The following is a 23,522-nucleotide window of genomic DNA, read 5'->3' as shown; positions in this document are numbered from 1 at the left end:
CTGTGTGCCCGGTACGGGGCCAGATACGCGCGGAGCTTGCCAAGCGGATGCCGAAGCGCCACTTGCGCAGGACTTATGCTCCCACGCGTCATCATCATCGGCCGCCCCAACGTGGGCAAATCCACACTGTTCAACAGGCTGGTGGGCAAGAAGCTCGCGCTGGTCGACGATCAGCCAGGGGTCACGCGCGACCGCCGCTTCGGCGACGTCGAGTTGGCGGGTATGAAATTCACCATCGTCGATACGGCGGGCTGGGAAGACGAGGACCCGAGCACCCTGCCCGGTCGCATGCGCGCACAAACCGAAGTGAGCATATCCGATGCGGACGCGGTCTTGTTCGTGATCGATGCGCGTGCCGGGCTGACCCCACTCGATAACGAAATCGGCAATTGGCTGCGCACTGCCGATGTCCCGGTGATCGTGGTCGCGAACAAAGCCGAAGGCCGCAGCGGCGATTCGGGAATTCTCGAGGCTTTTTCGCTGGGCCTGGGCGAGCCGCTGGGCATTTCGGCCGAGCATGGCGAAGGCACCGCCGACCTGTTCGAAGCGCTTTGGCCGATCATTGGTGAGAAATCCGAAGCGGCAGAGGCCCTGGTCGCGCTGGACGAGGACGAGGAAGACGAAAACGGCGTGCCTACCGGGCCGCTCAAGCTCGCCATCGTCGGTCGTCCCAACGCGGGCAAATCGACCCTCATCAACCGCTTGCTGGGCGAAGACCGCCTGCTGACCGGCCCCGAAGCCGGGATCACCCGCGATTCCATCGCCATCGACTGGCAATGGCCCGATCCGCAGAGCGGGGAAACGCGCGAGATTCGGCTGATCGACACCGCAGGGATGCGCAAGAAGCGCAATGTCGTCGAAAAGCTGGAAAAGCTCTCCGTCGCCGATGCCCGCCGCGCGGTGGATTTCGCCGAAGTCGTGGTGCTGCTGCTCGATGCGACCAAAGGCCTCGAGCATCAGGACCTCAAAATCGCCAGCCTCGCGATCGAGGAAGGGCGCGCGCTGATGATTGCGATCAACAAGTGGGACGTCGCGGCGGAACCGAGCAAGCTGTTCAATGGCATCAAGTTCGCGCTCGACGAAGGACTTGCGCAGGTGCGCGGCCTGCCGGTGATCGCGGTCAGCGCAAAGACCGGCAAGGGTCTCGACCAGATGATCGCCGCCGCTTTCGAATTGCGCGAGACCTGGAGCAAACGGGTCTCCACCTCGGCGCTCAACCGCTGGTTCGACGACGCGCTGGAGGCCAACCCGCCTCCCGCGCCCGGCGGCAAGCGGATCAAGCTGCGCTATATCACACAGGCCGGCACGCGCCCGCCGCGCTTCGTGGTGTTCGGATCGCGGCTGGACATGCTTCCGACATCCTACGAGCGCTATCTGGTCAACGGCATCCGGCGCGAGCTGGGCTTCGGCGCGGTGCCCGTGCGTGTCGTACTCAAGGCCTCGAAAAACCCCTACGCGGAGGGTTGCTGATGGTACACGCCCCGCAGGCTGCGCTCGACATCATCGAGATGACATCCAGCACGCCGGGCGTGATGCAGATGCTGCAGTTCAGCCTGGCCCCGGCCTTCCTGCTGGTCGGCATCGGTTCGATCATGAACGTGATGATGTCGCGCCTGACCTGGGTCGCCAACCGCATCGAGCGGCTGGAATTGCAGGCCGAGGAAAAGCCGCAGAATTCCTACGAGGATGAACTGGCCTGGCTCGCCCGCCGCCGCGCGATCGCGCAGCGCGCAGTGATGTTCTCCACCGCCGCCGCGGGGCTGATCAGCGTGCTGATCGCGGCGCTCTTCATTTCGGCCTATATCAGCCTGAAGATCGGCACGGTGATCGCCGTGCTCTGGGTCGCGACGATGGCGCTGCTGATCACCGGCCTTAGCCTGTTCTTCAGGGAAACCGCCATCGCCGCGAAGGGACCGGCGAGCAGAGGCTCCACCAGCCGCAAACTCGAGGGCTGACCTAGGCCGCGCCCGCCTCCGTCTCGCCCTCACCCGCCGGGCGGCTTTGCAGCTGCACGTAGTTCTGCAGGCCCATCCGTTCGATCATGTCGAACTGGGTTTCGAGGAAATCGACGTGCTCTTCCTCGCTGGCGAGGATGTTTTCGAATAGCTGGCCCGAGGTAAAATCGCGGACTTCCTGGCAATACTCCGCCGCTTCCTTGAGCAGCGGGATCGCCTCCATCTCGATCGCGAGATCGGCCTTGAGGATTTCCTCGACCGTCTCCCCCACCTTGAGCTTATGGATCGCCTGGAAGTTGGGGAGCCCGTTGAGGAATAGGATTCGTTCGGCCAGCCAGTCGGCGTGCTTCATCTCGTCGATCGATTCGTGCCGCTCGTAATCGGCCAGCCGGGTAACGCCCCAGTCGGCCAGCACGCGGTAGTGCAGCCAGTACTGATTGATCGCAGTCAGCTCGTTGGTGAGCGCCTTGTTGAGATAGTCGATGACCTTGGGGTCGCCCTTCATGGCACTGTGCTCCTGTCGCTGCCGATCAAACGTGACTTAGGCGCCCATCGGTCGGGGACGCAAGGGCTTCAGCCAAAAAAAACGGCGGAATTCCGGGATTTTGAGAGCGCCTCGCATTGGCGCGTAGATGTTGCGAATGGTTCTGCCCAGCAGTCTAGGCGGCTGCTCTGGTGCAGCCCATTTCCTGCTCTTCGAACACGATCGCATCCGCATCGCACAGGCAAGATCCGCACTGCGGATTCTTGCCGAGCATTGCGTAGCACGCTTCTGCATCGCCCGCACAGTGCCGCGCCGCGCGACGCAACTCGGTTTCGCGGATGGCATTGCAGATACAGACGTACATTGCGGGCACTAACTCCTGCGAGTAATTCGCAGCAGTATTGTTAATGCGACTTGTTCTCACATGCAAGTGCCGCCCGGCCGATTTTCTCGTCCATAAGATGGGAGTCCCAACTTAAGGCTGCTTTACGAACTCGTACCTCGCGCCGTCCTCATTTTCGAACGCAAGCCGGACCGCCCCGGCTTTCCCGCGTTCGGCATCGGCTTCGTAGGTTTTGCAATTGCCGTCAGCGGCGACGCACAGCAGTTCGAAACGGATGACCAGCCTCGCGCCCAGCTTCACGACCTCATAATTTCCGGCAAACTCGGGATTGGCGCACTGCGCATCGTCCGGCCGACAGAAGCGATAGTCCAGCGTATCGCTCAATTCGAGGCGATAAGGGCGCCCGTTTTCCAGGCGCCCGGTGTAGACACCCGAAATGTCGCCCCCGCCCGGAGATTGCGAGCACCCGGCAAGCGCAAGAGCGAGGACAGTCGCAATCCCGGTGCGGATCATCCTGCGGTGCTCGTCCGCCGGATCGGGAACAGCTTTCCGTAGGTGAGGCAGCGCCACACCCATTCGAGCGGTCCGAAGCGGAACACCGAGAGCCACGCCTTCGACCACAGCAGCATCACCAGCCACATCGCGACGACGATGCCCAGCAGCTCCAGCCGGTGCAGCTTGCCGAACAGACCCCCCGCCCAGCCGTGGAAGACGAACATCATGACGATCGACGTGCCGAGGTAATTGCTGAATGCCATCCGGCCAGCAGCGACGAACCTCTGCCCGAGCCAGCCCTTGGCCGCGCTCGGCCCCCAGAGCGCGAGCAGGAACAGCACGCCGAGCACGGTCATCAGGTGCGGCAATTGGCCCAGCCCGTTGAAGACGAACAACGTGGTCATGAAGGGGAAGCCCGCCGAATAGGCCATCTGCCCGGCGAGGAAGGACGTCACGAGCCCCACAATGAGCCCGATCCAGCCCCATATCAGCAGCTTGCGCCTTGATATGCCGCCGGTGAACAGCCCCATACGATACAGACCCATGCCGATCAGGATCAGGCCGATCGTTTCGACCGGGCCGACCAGCAGCAGCTCGCTCAGGAGCTGCCCCCAGTCGTTCTTGACCGCGCTCTCCACGATCTCGCCATAGGAGCCGTCCTGGTAGAGCGCGATTTCCTCCTTCGCGCTGGCCAGGGTGTTCGGTTCGACGTTCTCGATCTGCTCGCGCGCCTCGGGCGGCATGTTGTCGCGGACTTGCGGTATCTCGGCGGCGGCGAACTGAAATGCCATCAGCGCAGCCATCAGCAGGCCGCCCAAAGTGGTCGCGATCAGCCCGACGACCAGTTGCGTCTTCGCCTTCCAGCCGATCATCAGCAGGGCGACGAGGCCCCATACCGCGTACAGCGTCAGGATATCGCCGCGCCAGATCAGGAAGTAATGGACGAGGCCGAAACATAGCAGGAATAACAGCCGGCGCGCCTGCAGCCCCTTGCCCTGTCCGCGCGCCCAGGCGCGTTCCATGAATAGGTAGATGCCCGCACCGAACAGGATGGTGAACAACCCGCGGAACTTGCCGTCGACCAGCACGAACTGGAACAGCCAGATCGCCTGATCGCCCTCGGTCATCCCGCCCGACATCGCCGGAGGCCAAAGATACGCAACATAGGGTTGCCCGAAGGCCGTGATATTGGCGAACAGGATGCCCAGAACCGCGATACCGCGAATGAAATCGAGGCTGAGGACGCGATCATTGCTGCTCGGCTGCACCGGGCCCGCGCTCTCTTCGATCGGAGTGTCGCGAACCGCCTGATCGGGCGTCGCGGCGATATTTGATTCGGTCATCTGGCATGTCCCCCTGAACGACGAACCTATCATCGCCGGTAAAACAGGGGAAACGACTTCGACCGGCCGTCAACCGGCGTCGATAAATCGCAGGACCATTATGCGCGCAGCGCCTAGCGGGTGACGAGGCAATCCTGCCCGCTGCGCTTCAGCGCGTTGCAGGCGTTCTGCGCATCCGCCCGGCTTTCATAGCCGCCCGCCAGCAACACATTCACCCGCCCGGACGGCTTGATGATGCGCGAAGCTCCCGCCAGTTCCGACCTGCCGGAAAGGCGCGCCCACAGCTTCTCGGCATTGCCGTCGACCGCGAATGCACCGAGCTGCACTTTCCATGCGCCCGTCCCGGCGCGAGGCTCGCTCGAGGTAGATGCAGCTGCCGCGGCAGGGCGAGTCTCGGGACGCGAAGCCGGGCGTGTTTCCGGCTGGGCTTCGGGTTTGCGTTGCACCCGCATGACCAGCGGGGTGGTCGGCTGCGCTTCGACCCAGCCCGGCTCGGGCGCGGATGTGGAACGACTTGCAAAACTTGCCCCCGCATCGGCAGGGCTTTCGGTGCCGGTCACCCGGCTCGCCTCGGCAATTGCAGACTGCGCGGCAGCCACCGAGGGCGCGACCCGGGTTTCGGTAACCTCACGCGGAATACGCGATGCGCGGTTCGTGGCCAGCGCCCCGGTCGGCGCAGCGGAAGTGCCAGTATCGCTCTCCGAATCCGCCCGCATGGTGGCGCTCGTGTCGAGATCGGCTGCGGCAAGGCGCGATGTGCGGCGCGCATCGGCTTCGCGCTTCAGTTGCGGTGCGAGGACCTGCGCCTGCTGACGCTGTTCCATCGGGATATATCCGTCCATCTGGCGCACCGCGCTGGCCGCCTGGGGCAGGCCTGCGGAGTTGGCGAGGGTCAGCAAAGCATAGGCGCGCACCCAGTCACGCTCTACGAGGTCGCCGTTGAAATGCGCGATACCGAGCAGGTATTGCGCGCGCGGATCGCCCCGGCTTGCGGCATCGAGAACGTAGGGCATCGCCTCTTGCTGGCGCCCGCCCTGGAACAGCAGCAAGCCCAGATTGTCGGCCGCCTTCAGATGGCCCTGCGCCGCCGCCTTCGCGTAATAGACTTCGGCCTGGCGGGTATTCTGTTCGACCCCGCGCCCCAGCCGGTACGCCTGGCCCATGTTGAACTGCGCATCGGCATCGCCCTGTGCGGCGGGGTCACGCCATTCGGCCACGGCAGCGGCGTAATCGCCCTGCTGCCACGCGGCGACCCCGGCGTTGACATCGGCGAGCGCCATTCCCGGCATGGCCAGCAGGCCCGCCGCGACGATCGCTTTCAGACTGTTCGTGCGCGCATTTCGCGTGGTCATAGTGGTTCCCATCCTTAGCCAAGCGCAAGCTTACAGGTTCGCGCTAATGCTGTTTGGTTAACGCCCAATTACCATCGCGGTGCCCGTGCCGCCACGGATTGCGCAACGCGCGCCCCGTTTCGCGACGGGTTCTGACCAAATGCGACCCTCGCCGGTCAGCGGCGGCACGCGACCGTTTAACTCAAAATAAAGGGTATCCTGCAAAGTATTGCGATGCATCGGGCCATCTACGGCCACGCATGTATCGACGGTGACGCTTATCTTTGGGGGACACACCCGGTGCGGGTATTGGCATTGGCATCACAGAAAGGTGGATCGGGCAAGACCACGCTATCGGGCCACCTATCGGTTCAGGCCCAACGCGCAGGCGCAGGCCCGGTCGTGCTGATCGACATCGATCCGCAAGGTTCGCTGGCCGATTGGTGGAACGAGCGCGAGGCGGATTACCCAGCTTTCGCACAAACCACCGTCGCCCGCCTCGCCCACGATCTGCACACGCTGCGCGGCCAGGGCTTCAAGCTTGCCGTGATCGACACTCCTCCAGCGATTACCATGGCCATCCAGTCCGTTATCTCGGTCGCCGAGCTCATCGTCGTGCCGACGCGGCCCAGCCCGCACGACCTGCGTGCGGTGGGCGCGACAGTCGACCTGTGCGAACGCGCCGGCAAGCCGCTGGTCTTCGTGGTCAACGGCGCGACGCCAAAGGCGCGGATCACCTCCGAAGCCGCCGTCGCGCTCAGCCAGCATGGCACGGTCGCCCCCGTCACATTGCACCACCGCACCGATTTCGCCGCCTCGATGATCGACGGGCGAACGGTGATGGAAATCGACGAGAATTGCCGCTCCTCGGCAGAAGTCGTGGCGCTGTGGAACTACGTCGCCGACCGGCTGGAAAAGAATTTCCGCCGCACCGTCTTCTCCGTTCCGGGTGCACCGGCCCACGTACAGTATGCCCCGCGCCAGGGTGGCTTCGGCCGCCGGATCGCGCAGTAAGGCGACCCGGGCCATGAGCGATATGAACTTCGCCTCCCTCTCCCCCACGTTGCTCGCCCGCAAGGGCGGCGCAAAGCCCGCCATGCGGCGGCAGTCGATCGCGATCGCGGGATCGGTCTCGCAAGACCCCGGTTTCCCCGGAAGCCTGCCCGAGAGCGCGCTGGAAGATCTCGGCTGGAACGATCTGGGTGACGATCACGCAGACACCGCCGAGGCCGCACCCAGCGACGATGCCGAAGAGACTTCGGGCGACGAGACGCAATTCGCAAAGCTCGATCGCCATGCGGCCAGCACCTCGGCAGAGGATGTTTCAGCCACCAAGGTGACGCCAATCCACACGAAGGCCCCGCGCCTCCCCCGCCCCAGGCTGGCCGCTTCCAATCCCACCGGGGGCAGTGGCAACAGCCATGCAACGGGCAAGCGCACCGCCTTCACGCTGCGCCTCGACGCGGAACGCCACCTCAAACTTCGCATGGCATCCACCCTTGCCGGACGCAGCGCGCAAGCACTCGTGACCGACGCGGTCGACGCCATGTTCGCCCAGACACCCGAACTCGACGCGCTCGTCGCGCGCGCCAAATCGCGACCCCACAAGGAAGGATGACTCGATGATCCGCCAGAACATCTATCGGTCCATGCTGATGGCCACCGCACTGGCTGCGCTGCCTCTGACCGGCTGCGCCAGTATCGCGGGGGGATCGCGCACCGCGTCCGTATCCGATGCGACCGAGGCGCGCACTTCGGGCAAAACGGAAAAGGCGGTTGCGCTGGCCGAACAGGCTGCCCTCGCCGCCCCGCAAGACCCGGCCGCCAAGGCCGAGCTCGGCAATTCCTATCTCGCTGCGGGCCGGTTCGCTTCGGCACGGCAGGCGTTCGACGACGCGCTGGCGCTGGGCGATGTGAGCCCGCGCACCGCGCTCGGCTTTATCCTCGCCTCGATCGGCGTGGGCGACAACCGCGCGGCGATCGAGACGCTGGACCAGTGGCGCGATGCCATGTCCCCGGCCGACGCCGGTCTCGCCTACGCGCTTGCGGGCAACCCGGCGATGGGCGCGCAAATCCTGACCAACGCGCTGCGGTCTGGCGACAACACCGCCACCGTGCGGCAGAACCTCGCCTATACGCACGCGCTGGGCGGACAGTGGGCGACTGCGCGCATTCTCGCCGCAGAGGACGTGCCCCCGGCCGAACTCGATGAACGTATCTCACAATGGGCCAGCGTTGCGCGGCCCGAAGACTATACCGCGCGTGTTGCCGCGCTGATCGGCGTGCAACCGCAGGCCGACGCAGGGATGCCCGCACAGCTCGCATTGGGTGCGAACAGCACCGAGGCATTGATGGCCGAAGCGGCGGCGAAAGCGCCTGCCGTAGCAACGTCCTCGGGCGAATTGCCGCCAGTAGACCTGCTCGCAGCCAACACTGCCAGCCGCGAACTCAAGCCGCTCGACCAGCCGTTTGGCGCGCGCAGCATTGCCGCTTCGGCACCCGCCAATTTCGACAGCGCATTTGGTGCCACCGGCAAGACCCCTCGCACGCAGCCAGCGGGTGCCCCGATGGCTCAGCCTGCGCCCGCAAAGAGCGCGCCGGTGGCCAAGGCAGCGGTCGCCGTATCGACGCCCAAGCCCGCGACGCAGCCGGGCCGCGAAACCCGCAGTGCATCGAGCGAACTCGCCGGTGGGTCGCATCTCGTCCAGCTCGGCAGCTATGGGAGCGAGGCGGATGCCAAGCGCGGATGGGCGATCTTCTCGAAGCGTTACCCGCAGATTTCCGACCGTGAGCAGGTAATTACCCGCGCCAAGGTCAACGGCAAAATCTACTATCGCCTGTCGGCAGGCAACCTCGCCGAGGTAAGCGCACGCTCGGTCTGCGAGGCGGTCAAGGCCAAGGGCTATGGCTGCATCGCGTGGGAAGAAAGCAAGCCGCTGCCCGGTACGCTGGACGCGCGTAGCCGTGTCGCAAGCAGGTAAGCGGGCGCGCTTTCCAGCGCGCTAGTCCACTCTGGCACCGCCCTTCCACAGGCCCAGGACTCGGCCTTGCATCGGTTGGCCATCGAACGGCGTATTGTCGGCGGTGGCGGCCATCTTGCGCCGGTCGACAACCCAAGGCTTCTCCGGGTCGACGAGCGCGATATCGCCCTCGTAGCCCGCACGGATCGCCCCGGCCTCCACGCCGAGAATGCGCGCGGGCGCCCCCGCGAGCAGATCGAATGCACGCGCCAGGTCGATCACCCCGTCGCGCACCAGCGTGAGCGTGGTTGAGAGCAGCGTTTCCGCCCCCGCCATCCCCGGCTCGGCATCGGCGAAGGGCAGCCGCTTGTCCTCCGGCCCGCGCGGGTCATGCCCGCTCGAAATCACATCGATCGTGCCGTCCGCAATCGCAGCGACCACCGCGTGGCGATCCTCCTCGCTGCGCAGCGGCGGCGATAGCTTGCCGAAAGTGCGGAAGTCGCCGATCGCGAGGTCCGAAAGCATGAAATGCGCAGGCGTGACACCCGCCGTGACGGCAACCCCTCGCGCCTTGGCGCTGCGCACCAGGTCGAGTGCGGCGCCAGTCGTTACCTGGCGGAAATGGATGCGCGCGCCAGCCATCTCGGCCAGCGCAATGTCGCGGGCCACCGCCAGTGCCTCGGCTTGCGGCGGGGCGCTCGGCAGGCCCAGCCGGGTCGCCATCTCGCCCGCGCTTGCCACCGCGCCGCCCGCCAGCCCGCCATCCTCGGCGTGCGCGACGACCACCATGTCGAGCATTGCAGCATAGCTCAGCACGCGTAGCATCACGCCGCTGTCCGCGATCCAGCGTCTGCCGGTGGCGATCCCGCGTGCACCAGCCTCGCGCATCAGCGCGACTTCGCCCAGCTCTTCGCCTGCCAGCCCGCGCGTCGCGGCGGCGAGCGGGTGGACCCAGAAATCGGGCTTGCCGCTTTTGGCGATGTAGTTGACCCTGCTCGGCAGATCGAGCGGCGGCGACTGATCGGGCATCAGCGCGGCGCGGCTGATCCCGCCGAAATGAAACGCGGGCTTGTCGACTGCGAACACGCCAAGGTCGACGATGCCCGGCACGACCAGCTTGCCCCTCGCGTCGACAACCTCGTCATCGGGCTGGGCTTCCCCTGCCCCGATCGAGGCAATCATGCCATCTGCGATCCGCAGAGTGGCTTCGACGACATTCTCCGGCGTCACCAGCTTGCCGTTCACAAAGGCGATGGGTCGGGTCTGTTTCATTGCCGCCCCCTCACTTCCACTGCCCTTGGCCCAGCGGGCGTTCCCATCCGGGAACCCCGCGCGCCCGGCGCGTCAGCACATCAAGACATGCCATCCGCACCGCCACACCCATCTCCACCTGCCGGGTGATGATCGACCGGTCGAGCATGTCGGCCACGTCGCTGTCGATCTCCACGCCGCGGTTCATCGGGCCGGGATGCATCACGAGCGCATCGGGTGCTGCGCGGCGCAGGCGCTCCTGCGTCAATCCGTAAAGGTGGTGGTATTCGCGGGTCGAGGGGATGAACTGCCCGCTCATCCGCTCCGCCTGAAGGCGCAGCATCATCACGACATCCGCCCCTTCCAGCGCGGCATCGAAATCGACGAAGGGCTTCGCGCCCATCATCTCGATCCCCGCAGGCATCAGCGCGGGCGGCGCGCAGACGCGCACGCTCGCGCCCAATGCCTGGAGGCACAGGATATTGGACCGCGCGACACGGCTATGCGCGATGTCCCCGCAGATCGTCACCACGAGCCCGGTAAAGTCCTCCGCGCCCTCGCCCCGCTCGTCGAGCGCCTGGCGCAGCGCCAGTGCGTCGAGCAAGCCTTGCGTGGGATGCTCGTGGCTGCCGTCGCCCGCGTTGAGCACGGGGCAATCGACCTTGCCATCGATCAGGTCGACCGCGCCGCTGGAGGCATGGCGGATCACAATCGCATCGGCGCGCATCGCATTCAGCGTGATCGCCGTGTCGAGCAGCGTCTCGCCCTTCTTCACGCTCGACTGGGCGGCGTGCATATTGACCACGTCCGCACCCAGCCGCTTGCCTGCGATCTCGAAGCTCAGCAGCGTGCGCGTGGAATTCTCGAAGAAGGCGTTTATGATCGTCATGCCCGCCAGCAGGTCGCAGTGCTTTTCCGGCTGGCGGTTGAACTCGACCCACTGCTCCGCCTCGGCGAGCAGGTAGAGGATTTCGTGCCGCTCAAGCTGCGCGATGCCGGTCAGGCTGGGGTGCGGGAAGGCCTGTCCGCCCGCCGGGAAGCGACCGGAGCCTGAGGATGGACCATCGACTGTCATTGCAAGGCCATGTCCCTAGTCGAGGCACATATGCCGCTCAAGCACATTCGGGTGGCGGGCTCGTCTATCCCCCGTTAGGTGTGGAAAAATTCGACTTCGGCCCGTCCGGCACGGGTCAACGACAAGGGATCGTCCAATGGAATTCGCGAAAAAGGTCTGGAAACTGCTGGTCGCCATCAAGGATGGCCTCTCGCTGGTATTCCTGCTGCTGTTTTTCGGCCTGCTGTTCGCGATCCTGACCGCCCGCCCCAACCCGGCCGCGGTGAAAGACGGTGCGTTGGTGCTCGATCTGGAAGGGTTCATAGTCGAGGAAAAGACCCCGATCGACCCGTTTCAGGCGCTGTTCTCGGGCCGCGCGCCCACGGGCGAGCATGACGTACAGGACGTTGTGCACGCACTCGAAACCGCAGCCGACGACGACCGGATCAAGGCTGTCGTGCTCGACATGCGCGGCTTCCTGGGTGCAGGCGCGGTCCACTTGCGCGACGTCGGCGAAGCGATGGACAAGGTCCGCGCCGCGAAGAAACCCATCCTCACCTACGGCAATGCCTATGCCGACGATGGAGTCCGCCTCGCCGCGCATGCCAGCGAGGTCTGGCTCGATCCGCTGGGCGGGACTTTGGTGACCGGCCCCGGCGGCAAGCGGCTCTATTATGGCGACCTGCTCGACAAGCTCGGCGTGGATGCGCATGTCTTCAAGGTCGGCACCTACAAGTCGGCGGTCGAACCCTACATGGGCAATTCGATGTCCGCGCCCGCGCGCGAGAACGCCGAAGCGCTCTACGGCGAATTGTGGAGCGAGTGGCAGGCGCAGGTGAAGAAGGCCCGGCCCAAGGTCGATCTCGACCGGGTGGCGAAAACGCCTGCGCAATGGGTCGCCTCCGCCAACGGCGATCTCGCCAAGGCGGCGAAGGACGCAGGCCTGGTCGACCGGCTGGGCAGCTGGACCGCCTTTGGTGACCGCGTGGCGGAAATCGCGGGCGAAGACCGCGCCGACAAGACACCCGGGTCCTTCGCGCAGACCGACATGGCCACCTGGCTGGCGGATAACCCCTACGATAGCCACGGCGATGCCATTGGCGTGGTGACCATCGCGGGCGAAATCGTCGACGGCGATGCCGGCCCCGGCACTGCCGGCGGCGACCGGATCGCCAACCTGCTGGACGATGCGCTCGACGACAATCTCAAGGGTCTGGTCGTCCGTGTCGATTCGCCGGGCGGTTCGGTGCTCGCATCCGAAGCGATCCGCGAGGCGATCCTGCGGCACAAGGCGATGGACATCCCCGTCGCGGTCAGCATGGCCAATGTCGCGGCGAGCGGCGGCTACTGGGTCTCGACCCCGGCCGACCGGATCTTCGCCGAGCCCGAGACGATCACCGGCTCGATCGGCATCTTCGCCGTGTTGCCCACGTTCGAGCGGCTGACAGAGAAGGTCGGCGTTAGCGCCGATGGCGTCAGCACAACGCCGCTGACCGGCCAGCCCGATCTGATCGGCGGCCTCAACCCCGAGACCGAGCAGATTCTGCAAGCCTCGATCGAGAACGGCTACGACCGCTTCCTGCGGATCGTCGCCAAGTCGCGCGGCAAGACCACCGCGCAGGTCGATGCCATCGGTCAGGGCCGCGTGTGGGATGGCGGCACCGCGCGCCAGAACGGACTGGTCGATCAGTTCGGCGACTTGGGCGATGCGCTCGCGTGGGTCGCAGGCAAGGCCGGGCTCGAAGATGGCGACTGGCATGCGCAGTATCTGGGCACGGGAGAGACCGAGGTTCAGACCCTGCTGCGCCAGCTGCTGATCGGCGGCGACGATGCCGATGCGAAGGCGAAGGGCGGCGACATGTTCGCGCTCACCGCGCGGCGCGAGGCGGAAACGCCTGCCCGCATGGCGCGCGATCTGCAGCGGCTGGTCCAGACCCCCGGAATGCGGGCCTATTGCCTCGGTTGCCCCGAACCGGCGGCGGCGGTGCGCCCCCTGCCCGGCGCTGCGGGCAACTCGGATTGGCTGGCGATGATGACCCGGCTCTTCGCCGATTAAAGCCCTTGCGCTGACGCGCGAGGATTGGCAAAGGCCCCGCTCGGCGCTTCGACAGCGCGCCGGGCGCGTAGCTCAGTGGTAGAGCACACCCTTCACACGGGTGGGGTCGCAAGTTCAATCCTTGCCGCGCCCACCACGATTTCAACGACTTAGCTGATCTCGTAAACCACCGTATGAAAAAAGTATGAAACGGATTTCCCGGGCATTGCTTGGTCGTCGGGAGAAAGTTCGGGACTCTGCTCCAATCGGTTCAAAGTTTTGACGGAACCTCATGTCGGGGAGCGCAGGCGGGGTTGCCATCGGTTTACCTGTCAAATGACAGGTGCTCGAGCCAAAGGCCGAGGTCGACAGCAAGATTGCCGACCTAACGTCGTTGCGCGCCGAACTGCGAGGTCAGCAAAATCGTCTCGATCAACCTGATGCCTCCGTTAATCGTCTGAGGCGCTCTCTGAGGCGAACAGAAACATGCGCATTGTAGGGTTTGGTTAAAGGCTCAACTGCTGGAAGCCTGAATTCGTCGGGCGCGCTCGACAAAGTGCTCCATCTGTGTAGCAGCATGCAAGGTAAGCGGATGAGGCTTCGCATCGGCATGTGGGGATATGAATTCCGCCATTTCTTCGATTGCTGCCAGCTGATCGGCGCTAGCCCTCGACATAAGGCCGAGCACCATGTTCTCGAGGGCGATCACCCTGATGCGCAATTGGATGATCTCGGCATCGGAAAGCGGCGGAATATCCCACTTCTCGCAATCGGCCGCGAGCGCTTCCTGCGGCCCGCAGGGTAGTGCCCCGCCTTCGTCTTCCCAGCGCGACAGCGCACCGGCTTTTCCCGTTTCCGACATATGCGGTTCCTTTCATAACCATCGAGGCGATCGTCTGCGCGCTGCTCACATAGCACAAAGCCATGCCGGGAAGCGCCTGGCAGGGCGACGGCGAAGCCGGGCAAACGGAACCCCGCGCGTCTAGTTGGTCTTCACGCGGGGTTCCTGAACGGCCCCTTGGGGGCACCTGCGATCCGCAGGGCTTTGGGTGGGGAGGCGGGGCCGTCCTTTCCTGATCTTGCGTTGTTCGTTGCGATTTCTTGCCGAGGGTATCTCCTGAATAGCCGTGCCACTGGGAAACGCGCCCGATCACATGCCTTCCATGTCGTGATCGCCCATCGAGGACATGTCATGGCCCGCATGGGGGTCGGCGGGCGGGGTCGCCTCGCTCGCGGGTTGCGTGCGCGTCGGTGGCGCTGCGGGTGTCGCAGTTGCGCCTGATGCGGGAGAGGCGGCGCGCCGTGAGGCGGGCGTGGTGGCGTCATTTGTCGAAAGAGCGTCCTGCCGCGCGGTCGCTGCCTCATCTTCGGAGGGAGAGGCTGCCGGGTCTGCAAGACCCGCCTCGGGTGCCGAACCAGCCATCACCGCCGCTTCGCCCATCGGCGAAACCTCGGTGATCGGTGTGCTCTCCTGCGCCTCGTCGCAAGCAGCAAGAGCGGACATCAATGGCGCGATCGCGAGAAACCCGAATGCCACATTCAATCTGGAAGTACGCATGCTCTTCAACTCCTTCAGAGCCAGGAAATACCGAGGTGGTTCGACCCATGCGCGAGCTCGCCGCCAAGAAAGCCCTGAATGAGAACGAGTGCCGCCATGGAGAAGATCGACGCGCGCAACCATGCGCGGCTCTGGCTCGGCCTGCTCGCGAGGTATGCCATCGCAATACCGAGAACCGCGATCAGCATACCGGTCCATCGATGGACTTGCATGACAGTATCGCCGCCGAACCACAGACCGGTGTGAATCCATCCGAACAGAACTGCGACGACTGCGCCGATTGCTCCGCCGTAGACGAGTACGCGCACCGCACTTTCCAGGCCCGCTCCTTTCCGGCGCATCACGAACAATTCGGTGGCCGCAGCCATGAGAAACAAGGCGATCGGGAAATGGATCGTTGCCGGATGCAGCTTCTTCAGTACGGCCATGACGCCGGCTTCGCCCTCATCCGCATGGCCAACGGCCTCGTCATGACCTCCGCCCGCTTCATCGTGCGCGCCAGAGGATTCGCCAGCATCCGCAGCCTCACCCATCTGCGCCATGGCCGCCTGGTCGTGCGCATCGCCATTGGTGGCAGCAGGCGCGGCGCTCGCCTCTTCGCCATGTTTTTCGTCGCCATGAGCATGAACGGGTCCGACGAAGAGCAGGCTTGCGACGAGCAGCGCCAAGAATGAGGGGGCTTTCATGTCTCGTATGTCTCCCGACCCTGCAGTTAAAGTGCGACCTATGTGCCTGATACGCACCGCAGCCGCCTGCCCCTCACATTAATTTGATGGTATTGGCGCGACAGATGTGCGTCCGCCGTATCGCGTCTGATGGCGGCACCATCGCGATTGTCGAACGCAGTCGGCTCCTGGCCCCGTTCGGCCTGACGAACGGGGTTAAGGCGTTCGCCCACGCGCATTAGCCCCATGGGCTCAGGCGAGTTTGCTCTTCTTTGTGCGACGACGCAGCCGCGGCATCCGGTTCGCAAGCAGGACGAAACCCGACAGGGCTATGATCGTGCCGCCAATGCCGAACAGCAGAAGCCACCAACTGTTGATACGATCGCGCTCGGTCCAGTCCATGATGTGCAGGCCCCAGATGAAATCGAACAGGCGCCAAGTATCACTACGCGCCGCCCCGAGGGTACCGCTGCTGGCATCGATGTAGAGGCGCGTCGAAGCGTCGTCAGCATAGGCGACCTGCCAGGCCGGAAAAGGGCCGCGAAACTCGGTCCCCACCGGTTCGTGAACGAGCCGCGCGCCTTCGATCGTCGTGCGCGGTCCGGTCCATGCGCGCAACGCGATGGATCTTGCCGTCGCAGCCGAGATGGGGGGGAGTTTGCGCCCTGTCACCGGATCGTGGAGGCTCACGCTACCGTCGACCTTTCGGACCTCGGTCACGGCATCGCCGTCGAGCGAATGCGTCGACACCGCCGCAAGAGTACCGTCGTTTGCGACCCAGGCCGGGAGCGGGGCATCGGCAGGCAGCGCCTCTTGTTCACGCGAAACGACATGTTCGGAGCGAACTTCTTCCAGGTCGAGAAACGACATGAGGGCGCCGGTTCCCATCCACAAGAGAACCTGGACACCGACGAAAATCGCCAGCCATTTGTGGATCTTGCTGCCGAGCACATGCAGGCGCAGCTTCAGCGACGGCGTTGCCAACCGGTGCTACCTCTTCGAAAGCCGTAATCAGTTGCGCAGCGCGCGCGACGAGGAATGGTACTGGACGATTCTCCAGCCGTCCGCATCGTGAGCAAGCACCGATGTCGCCACGCCGTCGCGCTCTATCACCCGGCCATCGGTAAGTTCGATGCGATAGCCATACGTCTCATTAGCATGGGCCATGTGCCCCATCCGGGTGACGGTCAGCGTGGGGTCGGTAAAGGTGAAGCTCACAATCGCGTCGAGCTCGGGGCCCAAATGGTGCTCCATGTAATTGGCAAAGCTTCCTTCCGCCTTGCCATTCTCGAAGATCGCCGAGTTCTCGGCGAAGAGCGCGCGCATTGCCTGCGCGTCGCGCGCTTCAAGAGCGGTGCGATAGGCCTTGAGGGTTTCTTCAGCGCCCGCGACATCCTCCGCCGAAGCGTCCATCGCGTGCATCTGATTGTTCGCATGGGAAGAGTGGTCCATCTGCTGCGCGAAGGCTGGCAGCGGTATCAGCGCGGCAACAAACGCAGTCGCCGCGATGCGCGTCAAAGTCTTGGTCATGGAAGTTCTATCTTTTTTGAGATTTCAGAACCAGAATCGCACGCCGACGACATAATTGGTGACGCTCGGATCCTCTCCGGCGGCCCGCGCAAAATCCGCGCTGTCGCCGATGCGCCATTCCTGCGAAACGCCGACATAGGGTGCGAATTCGCGCGCGAACTCGTAGCGAAGACGCAGGCCCGCCTCGATCCGATCGAGCCCGGCACCGATGCCCAGCTCGGGAATGTCCTGCGCAGAAAGCGCGAGTTCGGCTCTGGGCTGGAGGATCAGCCGCTGCGTGATGCGCTGATCAAGTTCGCCCTCAAAACGCGCCGTCACATCGCCCTTGGTGGAGACGAAGGCCGCGGCATCGACCTCGAACTGGTAAGGCGCGATCCCTTGGATACCGATAACCGCGTGCGTGCGTTCCGGACCGGTCAGGTCCTGGCGAACACCCGCCTGGAAATCGAAGAAGGGCGCAATGGCGCGGCTCCAGAGCGCCTGGACCTCGGCGCCTTCTATGGGTTCGCCGAAGCTGCCCTCACCCTCGGACTTGAACCAGAATTTGTCGATGTCGCCGCCATAATATCCCTGGATGTCCCACAGATATCCATCCTTCCCCTCGCGGGCGCGGTACTCGAGCCGGTCGCCCTGAAACCAGAAGCGCATTCCTCCGTCGGTCTCGCGGACAAGCTCGCGGCGCGCTTCGTTCATGGCTTCCTCGCCCCAGATGGCGACCGCCGCGCGCGCTGGGCCGCTCCCTGCTTCTGGAGGAGGCGGCAGCAGCGGGATATCATCGTCCGAGCCCATCTGGATCGCCGAATGGTCCATGCCCTGCCTGTCCTGCGAAGGCGTCTCCCCATGGTTCATCTGGCTGTGATCCATCTGCCCATGGTCCATCGACGAACTGGCCTCCGCCTGACCCATCTCGCCGTGATTCATCTGCGAATGATCCATCGCGCCTTCGGCGGGCTTGCCCTGCGGCATCGAGCCGTGATCCATTCCTTCATGACTTTCGGGCGATGCCTGTGGACGGGCAGCGTCCACAGGCATTGTCATGCCAGAATGGCCATCCTGAGCGGTCATCGCACCATGATCCATGGTTGAGTGATCCATCTGCGAGCGGTCCATGGCGGCTTCAGGTTGAGCAGCCGGTTCGCATGCTCCATCTGCAACCGGATGCCCCATCGCGCGATGGCGCTCGGCTTCTTCCTCGCACTTCGTCTTCGCGTCAGCCTGCGCCTCGGCGCTTTGCTGCGGCTCCGCCGGCGAATGACCGGCATGCTGCGCCGCCGCGGGGGAGGCGAGAACTGAGCCGGCTGCGACCGATGCGAGCAGGCTGACAATACGAATTTTCATGCTTCGCTCCCGTCGGGATTGGCGACCGTGACGATCTGAAACATCCCGGCATGCATGTGGTAGAGAAGGTGACAGTGGAAGGCCCAGTCGCCCGGCTCGTCCGCCGTCAGGTCGAACTGCGCGCTGCCACCCGGCTGCAGGATTACCGTGTGCTTGAGCGGTTGACGATCGGCCGGCGCGCCATTGACCAGCTCGAAGAAATGACCGTGCAAGTGAATGGGGTGCGCCATCATCGTGTCGTTGACGAGCTTCACGCGCACGCGCTCGTTATAGGCGAAACGGATCGGCTCGTCTGAGACGGCGGAGAACTTCTTGCCGTCGAACGACCACATGTAGCGCTCCATATTGCCGGTCAGATGAATTTCCATTCGCCGGGACGGCGTGCGGCCCTCGCGGTGTGGAGTCAGAGCGCGCAGCTTGCGATAGTCGAGCGTACGATGCGGCACATCGGCGAGACCGATGCCGGGATCGCCCATGCGGTCGACCGGGTTCATCGAGACCATGTCGAGACCGGGCCCGACCTTCACATCGGGCGGCAGAAGCGACGTGTCGCGCATCTGCATCCCCGACATGCCGGCCATGCCTGCCATCTCGGATTGGCCGGACGAACCATGATCCATCCCCGCCATGTCGCCGCCACTTCCGTGGTCCATGCCCGACATGCCGGCATCGCCAGACGAGCCGTGGTCCATGCCGCTCATGCCCATGTCGGCCATGGTCAGAAGCGGCGGATCGCGCAGCGGCGGAATGGCGGCGCGAGCGCCGGGTGCGCTCGCGAGTGTGGCAATACCCATGCCCGAGCGGTCCATCGACTCCGCGACCAGCGTGTAGGCTTGTTGCGCGCCCGGCGTCACGACGACGTCGTATGTCTCGGCCACACCGATCTGGAACTCGTCGACCTCCACCGGCTCGACGTTCTGCCCGTCCGCCTGAACGATGGTCATCGGCAGGCCGGGAATGCGAATATTGAAGAAGGTCATGGCGCCAGCATTGATGAAGCGCAGCCGCACGCGTTCGCCCGGGCGGAAGAGGTATTCCAGATTGTCGAGCGGGCCATGGCCGTTCAGAAGATAGGTATAAGCCGCGCTCGACACGTCGAGGATGTCCGTCGGCATCATGCGCATTTTCGCCCACATCCGGCGATCCTCGCCCGAAAGCGGGTAATCGTCGGTCCAGGTGTTCTGGTTGTAGTTGAAGTAGCCTTCGCCCTTCTTGAGCTTGTCGAAAATCGTGTGGGGCGACATTTCGCTGAATTCGCTCAGCACCACGATATATTCGCGGTCGGCCTGGACCGGATCGGGTCCGGCGGGGTCGACCACGATCGCGCCGTAATGCCCGGCCTGTTCCTGCAGGCCGCTATGCGAGTGCCACCAGTAGGTACCCGACTGGCGAACCGGAAATTCGGCGGTGAAGGTCTCTCCCGGTTTGACGCCGGGAAAGCTCACGCCAGGCACTCCATCGAGCTGAAACGGCACGAGCAGACCGTGCCAGTGGATCGAGGTATCTTCCTCGAGCTGGTTATGGACATTGAGCCGGACGGTCGTGCCTTCCTGCAATCGCAACAGCGGACCGGGGATCGTGCCATTGACGGCGATCGCGCCGCCGCGCCTGTTGCCGGTCGCGAAGGCCGATCGGGCAACGGTGAGGTCGATATTGGGGCCGGATATCTCGTCCAGCCCCTTGCGGGCGTTACCTGCGAGGATGTCCGCGCCCCGTGCCCAGGCAGGCATCGCCCCGGCAAGGCCGAGCAGACCCATTCCTCCTGCTCCGGCTCCGAGAAACTTGCGTCGATTGACGGCGATCATAAAGGGCTCCTGACTTGGCGTTTACCGTTACTTACGCGCGCGCCCAGCCAACCCCTCAAAGTTTTTCGAAGCGCTCCTTCAGCCTGTTGCGCGCGCGATATACGCGGGTTTCGATCGCCTTTTCGGTCGTTCCGAGAAGATCGGCCGCCTCGGCCTGGCTACGCCCCTCGATGGTCACGAGCACAAGCGCTTCGCGCAGCCTTACAGGCATTCGCGCGATCTCGGCCTGAACGAGATTGAGCTCTTCCCTGGAAACGGCCAACGCTTCAGGACCCGGCAAATCATCGGCGATGGAATGGAGTTCGTCATCACCCGACGGTCCGAAAAAGCCCGCGACCTTGCGCCTGCGCAAACGGTCCCGGCAGCGGTTGAGGACGACGGTTGTCAGATAGGGTCCGATCGGCTTGTCCGGATCAAGCCGATGGCGCGTCAGCCACACCGAGGCCAGGCTGTCCTGAACAACGTCCTCGGCCTGAGAAGGAGAGGAAAGCATGCGTGTCGCGAGCGCGAGAAGCCGACCCGTTTCATACTCGACGAGTTTGCTGAAAGCCCGCTTGCTTCCGGCCCTCGCCTGTGAAACAAGGGCCTCATCCGGATTGTCGCCCGCCCCCGACATGGCGCTTCAGTCGCGTGGGTCGCGGGTCAGGGCGTCGGAGACCTTGCGATCGAACTGGCGTTGCTGCTCGGGTTCGAGAATTTCACGCATGTCGAAGACATGCCGTACCGTTGCTTTCTGCAGATCGCCCATACGCGCATGCACCTCGTCGATCGCGGCCGAAACCTCGGGACCGTACTCGTGCTCATTTTCCATCGCCTGGGCGAGCCGGGCATTGGCTGCGCGCGCCGATCCTTCGAGCCGTGCCCTTTCGACAGCGAAACGGGCCTCGAGCGCATCGAGACGCTGCTCCTGGTCGGCCGTCAGGGTGAGCTCGTCGTGCACGAAATCGTGGAGGCCGGAGCCGGCCTCGTGATTGGCCCAGCGGTCCGCGGCAATCGCGCCGAGGCATCCTGCGAGCGCTGCGAGAAGCACCGCGAGAACGATATGTGTCGTCTTCAAACCTTATTGCTCCACATGGAGGAGTGCCGATGGGGACAGCTGTTCGTCGAGGATAAGACTCTCGCCCAGTGGCGCGGACGACGTGCCATAGCTGCCAGGCCAACCGCTTGTTCCGGCGCCAGCTCCAAGCCCGACGACGAACAGACCGACGAACAGAGCCGTCCGGCGGCGTCGGTCGGCGATTTCGCCAAGCTGTCCGGCGCGCTGCCAAACGCCATCCATGAAGTCGGCGGGGACCTCGCTGGTGCCGGTGGCGGAAAGGGTTCCGAGCACCGCATCAAGAGAGTGATTGTCACGCATCCGAAAAACTCCTGTGGGTTGCACGTGTCCTATACGCGCTCGCCTGCACAATCCCTTAAACTTCTTTTTTTGAGGGAATGTCCACCACCATACGTAATCGAGACGGGTCTGTCAGAATCGGGTCGAAGCCGGGATGAATGGAAACCAACTCGTGAGCAATATCACCGCACCTGAAGATCACGGCGAATTTACGCCTCTTCTTGGCAAGAGCTTTCTGACGCCGCTTTACGACCGGGCGATCGGTCTGTTCACCCGCGAACATCTCTGGCGCCAAAGGATTGTCGAAGAGCTGCACCTTGTCCCCGGCGACCGGGTGATCGATGTTGGCAGCGGAACCGGCACTCTTCTCAAGGCCTTGATGACGGATTGTCCGGAAGCGGGTCTGATCGGTGTCGAACCCGACCCGGATGCGCTCGCGCTTGCGCGGCGCAAGTTTGGCGCGGGAGCCGATCTCGTGAAATGGCACAATGGCTTTCTCGAAAGCCTCAAGCTACCCGCAGGGTGGCAGCCGAACAAGATCGTCAGCAGCCTCGTCCTGCACCAGGTCCCCTTGCGCAAGAAGCAGACAATCCTGGAAACCATCGAAAGCTTGCTCGTGCCAGGCGGAACCGTCTTGATCGCCGATTATATGAAGCAGGAGAGCCCACTCATGCGGAGCCTCTTCCGGGCGACCGTCCAGTCGCTTGACGGCATTAGCGACACGCAGCCCAGCGCCGACGGCGAAGTCGAAAAACTGTTCGCCGAAATCTTCACCGAGCCATGCCTGCTCCACCGGCTCCCGACGGTGACCGGGACGATCTCGCTATGGCGCGGATACAAGAAAGGAATTGCACAATGATCTGGAAAAAGCCTGCCCTGTTCCGGCGATCGGTTAGCGGCGCGGCCTTGCTCGTGCTGGCAGCCTGTTCGAACGTGGCTCAGGCAGCGACCTATACGATGTTCAGGGACCCCGGATGTGGATGCTGTCTCAACTGGGCAGGCCATCTTGAAGATGGGATGAACGCGAAGGTGGCATCGGTCGATAGCAACGACATGGCGGCGATCAAGACAGCGCGCGGCGTACCGGAAGAATTGTGGTCGTGCCACACGATGGAGGTCGATGGATACATCATCGAAGGTCACGTGCCCGCCGAAGCCGTCGCCCGACTTTTGCGCGAGCGGCCCGACGGCGTTGCCGGTCTAGCGGTTCCGGGAATGCCTCTGGGATCGCCCGGCATGGAGGCCGGAAACCGGATCCAGCCCTATGAGGTCATCGCCTTTGGTCCGACCGGACAGAGCGTCTTCGCATCTTATCGGTGATTGTAAGGAACTGACGCCAGTGGCCGCGCGAGAAATAAGGGCGATGTCTCGTTGAAGAACAATCGCGCGGGAATAACACAGAAGCCCGGGACACCGGGACGGGCGCTAAGATGCCTGTCGATCATCCCGCTGGGTCCGGGGCCGGCTGCCCCGACGGTCCCGGACCCTTCCGTTTGCATAATTTTAGGACGCACGAAGTGGGAGAAATGCGATGGTAAAAGGATCAATCAAGAACTCGATATTCGCATGGGGCTGGACGCTCAGCGTGTTCCTGCTTGTCAGCTACCTCCTATGCATTGCCTTCGGAGTCCTCGCACCCGAGCGGTTTCACATGCACCAAGCTTGGGCTCCGTTGCTGCCATGGTTCGAATGGCTGACCCTGTCGGGATTTCTCGCAGGAGCGGTGGGCAGTTTTCTCTACGGCTGGTACATCGCACTCATCGCGGTCCCGCTGCACCGGTTTTTCCAGGCCCGGTTTTCCTGATTTGACGCGCTGAATATTAGGCGCACTCAGCGTGGACTGCCGTGCCTTGACGCGCCGCCATCGGCATCGCTGCAGGAAGAAAGAGCGCGCCGCCGGAAATCGATAGCTCATCGCGATTCCGGGGCCAGCCCAAGGATGGCTCATGCCCCGCCAGAAAATTTTTTGAGGGGTGAGCCGCTTCGCAACGTACTGCTTGTCGTGATGTTTCTCGGACGGGAGGACATCGACAGGGGAA

The 23,522-nt window shown here is 64.0% G+C and carries 26 protein-coding genes and 1 tRNA gene; 10 read left to right on the top strand and 17 right to left on the bottom strand.

Features of this window, described 5'->3' with window-relative positions; genetic code table 11:
• Positions 1–75: 75 nt before the first annotated feature.
• Entirely contained in the window at positions 76–1,470 is a 1,395-nt protein-coding gene (der, locus tag AAG591_RS00625) for a ribosome biogenesis GTPase Der (protein WP_342528972.1), read from the top strand.
• Positions 1,470–1,955 carry a DUF2721 domain-containing protein gene (locus tag AAG591_RS00620; protein ID WP_342528971.1) on the top strand — a complete coding sequence of 162 codons (486 nt, stop codon included), beginning with the start codon at positions 1,470–1,472 and terminating at the stop codon, positions 1,953–1,955. The genes der and AAG591_RS00620 overlap by 1 nt, the downstream gene beginning before the upstream one ends.
• 1 nt (position 1,956) lies before the next feature.
• On the opposite strand, the gene bfr is transcribed toward AAG591_RS00620, so the two are convergent.
• From bfr to AAG591_RS00595, 5 genes are all read right to left on the bottom strand, one after another.
• A complete protein-coding gene (bfr, locus tag AAG591_RS00615) occupies positions 1,957–2,460 on the bottom strand; it encodes a bacterioferritin (RefSeq protein WP_342528970.1) in 504 nt (167 codons plus the stop codon).
• A gap of 154 nt (positions 2,461–2,614) precedes the next feature.
• Entirely contained in the window at positions 2,615–2,803 is a 189-nt protein-coding gene (locus AAG591_RS00610; protein WP_342528969.1) for a (2Fe-2S)-binding protein, read from the bottom strand.
• 111 nt (positions 2,804–2,914) lie between these two features.
• Positions 2,915–3,295: a hypothetical protein gene (locus AAG591_RS00605; RefSeq protein WP_342528968.1), complete on the bottom strand. Its 381-nt coding sequence runs from the start codon at positions 3,293–3,295 to the stop codon at positions 2,915–2,917.
• Positions 3,292–4,620, bottom strand: coding sequence for a DUF418 domain-containing protein (locus AAG591_RS00600; RefSeq protein WP_342528967.1), 1,329 nt, complete (start codon positions 4,618–4,620; stop codon positions 3,292–3,294). Before AAG591_RS00600 ends, AAG591_RS00605 begins: the two co-directional genes overlap by 4 nt.
• 113 nt (positions 4,621–4,733) lie before the next feature.
• Positions 4,734–5,972: an SPOR domain-containing protein gene (locus tag AAG591_RS00595; protein ID WP_342528966.1), complete on the bottom strand. Its 1,239-nt coding sequence runs from the start codon at positions 5,970–5,972 to the stop codon at positions 4,734–4,736.
• A gap of 279 nt (positions 5,973–6,251) precedes the next feature.
• Between AAG591_RS00595 and AAG591_RS00590 the strand changes: the two genes are divergently transcribed.
• From AAG591_RS00590 to AAG591_RS00580, 3 genes are read left to right on the top strand one after another with little or no spacing between them, the layout of a single operon-like run.
• Positions 6,252–6,965 carry an AAA family ATPase gene (locus tag AAG591_RS00590; RefSeq protein WP_342528965.1) on the top strand — a complete coding sequence of 238 codons (714 nt, stop codon included), beginning with the start codon at positions 6,252–6,254 and terminating at the stop codon, positions 6,963–6,965.
• Between the two features lie 13 nt (positions 6,966–6,978).
• The gene (locus tag AAG591_RS00585) at positions 6,979–7,569 is read left to right on the top strand and encodes a hypothetical protein (protein ID WP_342528964.1); all 591 of its coding nucleotides are present in this window, start codon (positions 6,979–6,981) and stop codon (positions 7,567–7,569) included.
• 4 nt (positions 7,570–7,573) lie between these two features.
• Positions 7,574–8,932, top strand: coding sequence for an SPOR domain-containing protein (locus AAG591_RS00580; protein WP_342528963.1), 1,359 nt, complete (start codon positions 7,574–7,576; stop codon positions 8,930–8,932).
• Between the two features lie 21 nt (positions 8,933–8,953).
• Here AAG591_RS00580 and AAG591_RS00575 read toward each other — a convergent pair whose 3' ends face one another.
• Together AAG591_RS00575 and AAG591_RS00570 are read right to left on the bottom strand one after the other, a co-directional pair.
• Positions 8,954–10,183: a dihydroorotase gene (locus tag AAG591_RS00575; RefSeq protein ID WP_342528962.1), complete on the bottom strand. Its 1,230-nt coding sequence runs from the start codon at positions 10,181–10,183 to the stop codon at positions 8,954–8,956.
• A gap of 10 nt (positions 10,184–10,193) precedes the next feature.
• Positions 10,194–11,237 (bottom strand): aspartate carbamoyltransferase catalytic subunit, encoded by a 1,044-nt coding sequence (locus AAG591_RS00570; RefSeq protein WP_342528961.1) that lies wholly within the window; start codon positions 11,235–11,237, stop codon positions 10,194–10,196.
• Between the two features lie 136 nt (positions 11,238–11,373).
• Here AAG591_RS00570 and sppA point away from each other — a divergent pair, with 136 nt between their 5' ends.
• Both sppA and AAG591_RS00560 read left to right on the top strand, forming a co-directional pair.
• Positions 11,374–13,272, top strand: a complete 1,899-nt coding sequence (gene sppA, locus AAG591_RS00565; protein ID WP_342528960.1) for a signal peptide peptidase SppA — start codon at positions 11,374–11,376, stop codon at positions 13,270–13,272.
• A 61-nt stretch (positions 13,273–13,333) separates the two neighbouring features.
• A tRNA-Val gene (locus AAG591_RS00560) sits at positions 13,334–13,408 on the top strand.
• A gap of 357 nt (positions 13,409–13,765) precedes the next feature.
• On the opposite strand, the gene AAG591_RS00555 is transcribed toward AAG591_RS00560, so the two are convergent.
• From AAG591_RS00555 to AAG591_RS00510, 10 genes are all read right to left on the bottom strand, one after another.
• On the bottom strand, positions 13,766–14,113 hold the full coding sequence (locus AAG591_RS00555; RefSeq protein WP_342528959.1) for a hypothetical protein: 348 nt from the start codon (positions 14,111–14,113) through the stop codon (positions 13,766–13,768).
• Positions 14,114–14,401: 288 nt separating this feature from the next.
• Entirely contained in the window at positions 14,402–14,809 is a 408-nt protein-coding gene (locus tag AAG591_RS00550; RefSeq protein WP_299309320.1) for a hypothetical protein, read from the bottom strand.
• A 14-nt stretch (positions 14,810–14,823) separates the two neighbouring features.
• Positions 14,824–15,495, bottom strand: a complete 672-nt coding sequence (locus AAG591_RS00545; RefSeq protein ID WP_299309321.1) for a DUF2231 domain-containing protein — start codon at positions 15,493–15,495, stop codon at positions 14,824–14,826.
• Between the two features lie 231 nt (positions 15,496–15,726).
• Positions 15,727–16,458 carry a PepSY domain-containing protein gene (locus AAG591_RS00540; RefSeq protein WP_299309322.1) on the bottom strand — a complete coding sequence of 244 codons (732 nt, stop codon included), beginning with the start codon at positions 16,456–16,458 and terminating at the stop codon, positions 15,727–15,729.
• A 27-nt stretch (positions 16,459–16,485) separates the two neighbouring features.
• Positions 16,486–17,004 (bottom strand): YybH family protein, encoded by a 519-nt coding sequence (locus AAG591_RS00535; protein ID WP_299309324.1) that lies wholly within the window; start codon positions 17,002–17,004, stop codon positions 16,486–16,488.
• Between the two features lie 24 nt (positions 17,005–17,028).
• A complete protein-coding gene (locus AAG591_RS00530; protein WP_299309325.1) occupies positions 17,029–18,342 on the bottom strand; it encodes a copper resistance protein B in 1,314 nt (437 codons plus the stop codon).
• A complete protein-coding gene (locus AAG591_RS00525) occupies positions 18,339–20,147 on the bottom strand; it encodes a copper resistance system multicopper oxidase (protein ID WP_054522842.1) in 1,809 nt (602 codons plus the stop codon). Before AAG591_RS00525 ends, AAG591_RS00530 begins: the two co-directional genes overlap by 4 nt.
• Positions 20,148–20,202: 55 nt before the next feature.
• Positions 20,203–20,763, bottom strand: coding sequence for an RNA polymerase sigma factor (locus AAG591_RS00520; protein ID WP_299309326.1), 561 nt, complete (start codon positions 20,761–20,763; stop codon positions 20,203–20,205).
• A gap of 6 nt (positions 20,764–20,769) precedes the next feature.
• Positions 20,770–21,204 (bottom strand): Spy/CpxP family protein refolding chaperone, encoded by a 435-nt coding sequence (locus tag AAG591_RS00515; RefSeq protein WP_008603940.1) that lies wholly within the window; start codon positions 21,202–21,204, stop codon positions 20,770–20,772.
• A gap of 3 nt (positions 21,205–21,207) precedes the next feature.
• Positions 21,208–21,504, bottom strand: a complete 297-nt coding sequence (locus tag AAG591_RS00510) for a hypothetical protein (protein WP_299309328.1) — start codon at positions 21,502–21,504, stop codon at positions 21,208–21,210.
• Between the two features lie 133 nt (positions 21,505–21,637).
• On the opposite strand from AAG591_RS00510, the gene AAG591_RS00505 reads away from it, so the two are divergent.
• The 3 genes from AAG591_RS00505 to AAG591_RS00495 all read left to right on the top strand — a co-directional run bounded on the left by AAG591_RS00505 (position 21,638) and on the right by AAG591_RS00495 (position 23,287).
• Positions 21,638–22,342, top strand: a complete 705-nt coding sequence (locus AAG591_RS00505; protein ID WP_342528958.1) for a class I SAM-dependent methyltransferase — start codon at positions 21,638–21,640, stop codon at positions 22,340–22,342.
• A complete protein-coding gene (locus AAG591_RS00500) occupies positions 22,339–22,803 on the top strand; it encodes a DUF411 domain-containing protein (protein WP_029140646.1) in 465 nt (154 codons plus the stop codon). Before AAG591_RS00505 ends, AAG591_RS00500 begins: the two co-directional genes overlap by 4 nt.
• 211 nt (positions 22,804–23,014) lie before the next feature.
• Positions 23,015–23,287: a hypothetical protein gene (locus tag AAG591_RS00495; protein ID WP_010240151.1), complete on the top strand. Its 273-nt coding sequence runs from the start codon at positions 23,015–23,017 to the stop codon at positions 23,285–23,287.
• Positions 23,288–23,522 lie beyond the last annotated feature (235 nt).

The organism is Citromicrobium bathyomarinum, from assembly GCF_038594485.1.
Classification (GTDB): Bacteria; Pseudomonadota; Alphaproteobacteria; order Sphingomonadales; family Sphingomonadaceae; genus Alteriqipengyuania; species Alteriqipengyuania bathyomarina_A.
The sequence above is the reverse complement of the archived record's forward strand: the minus strand, read 5'-3'. Positions and strand labels throughout refer to the sequence as shown.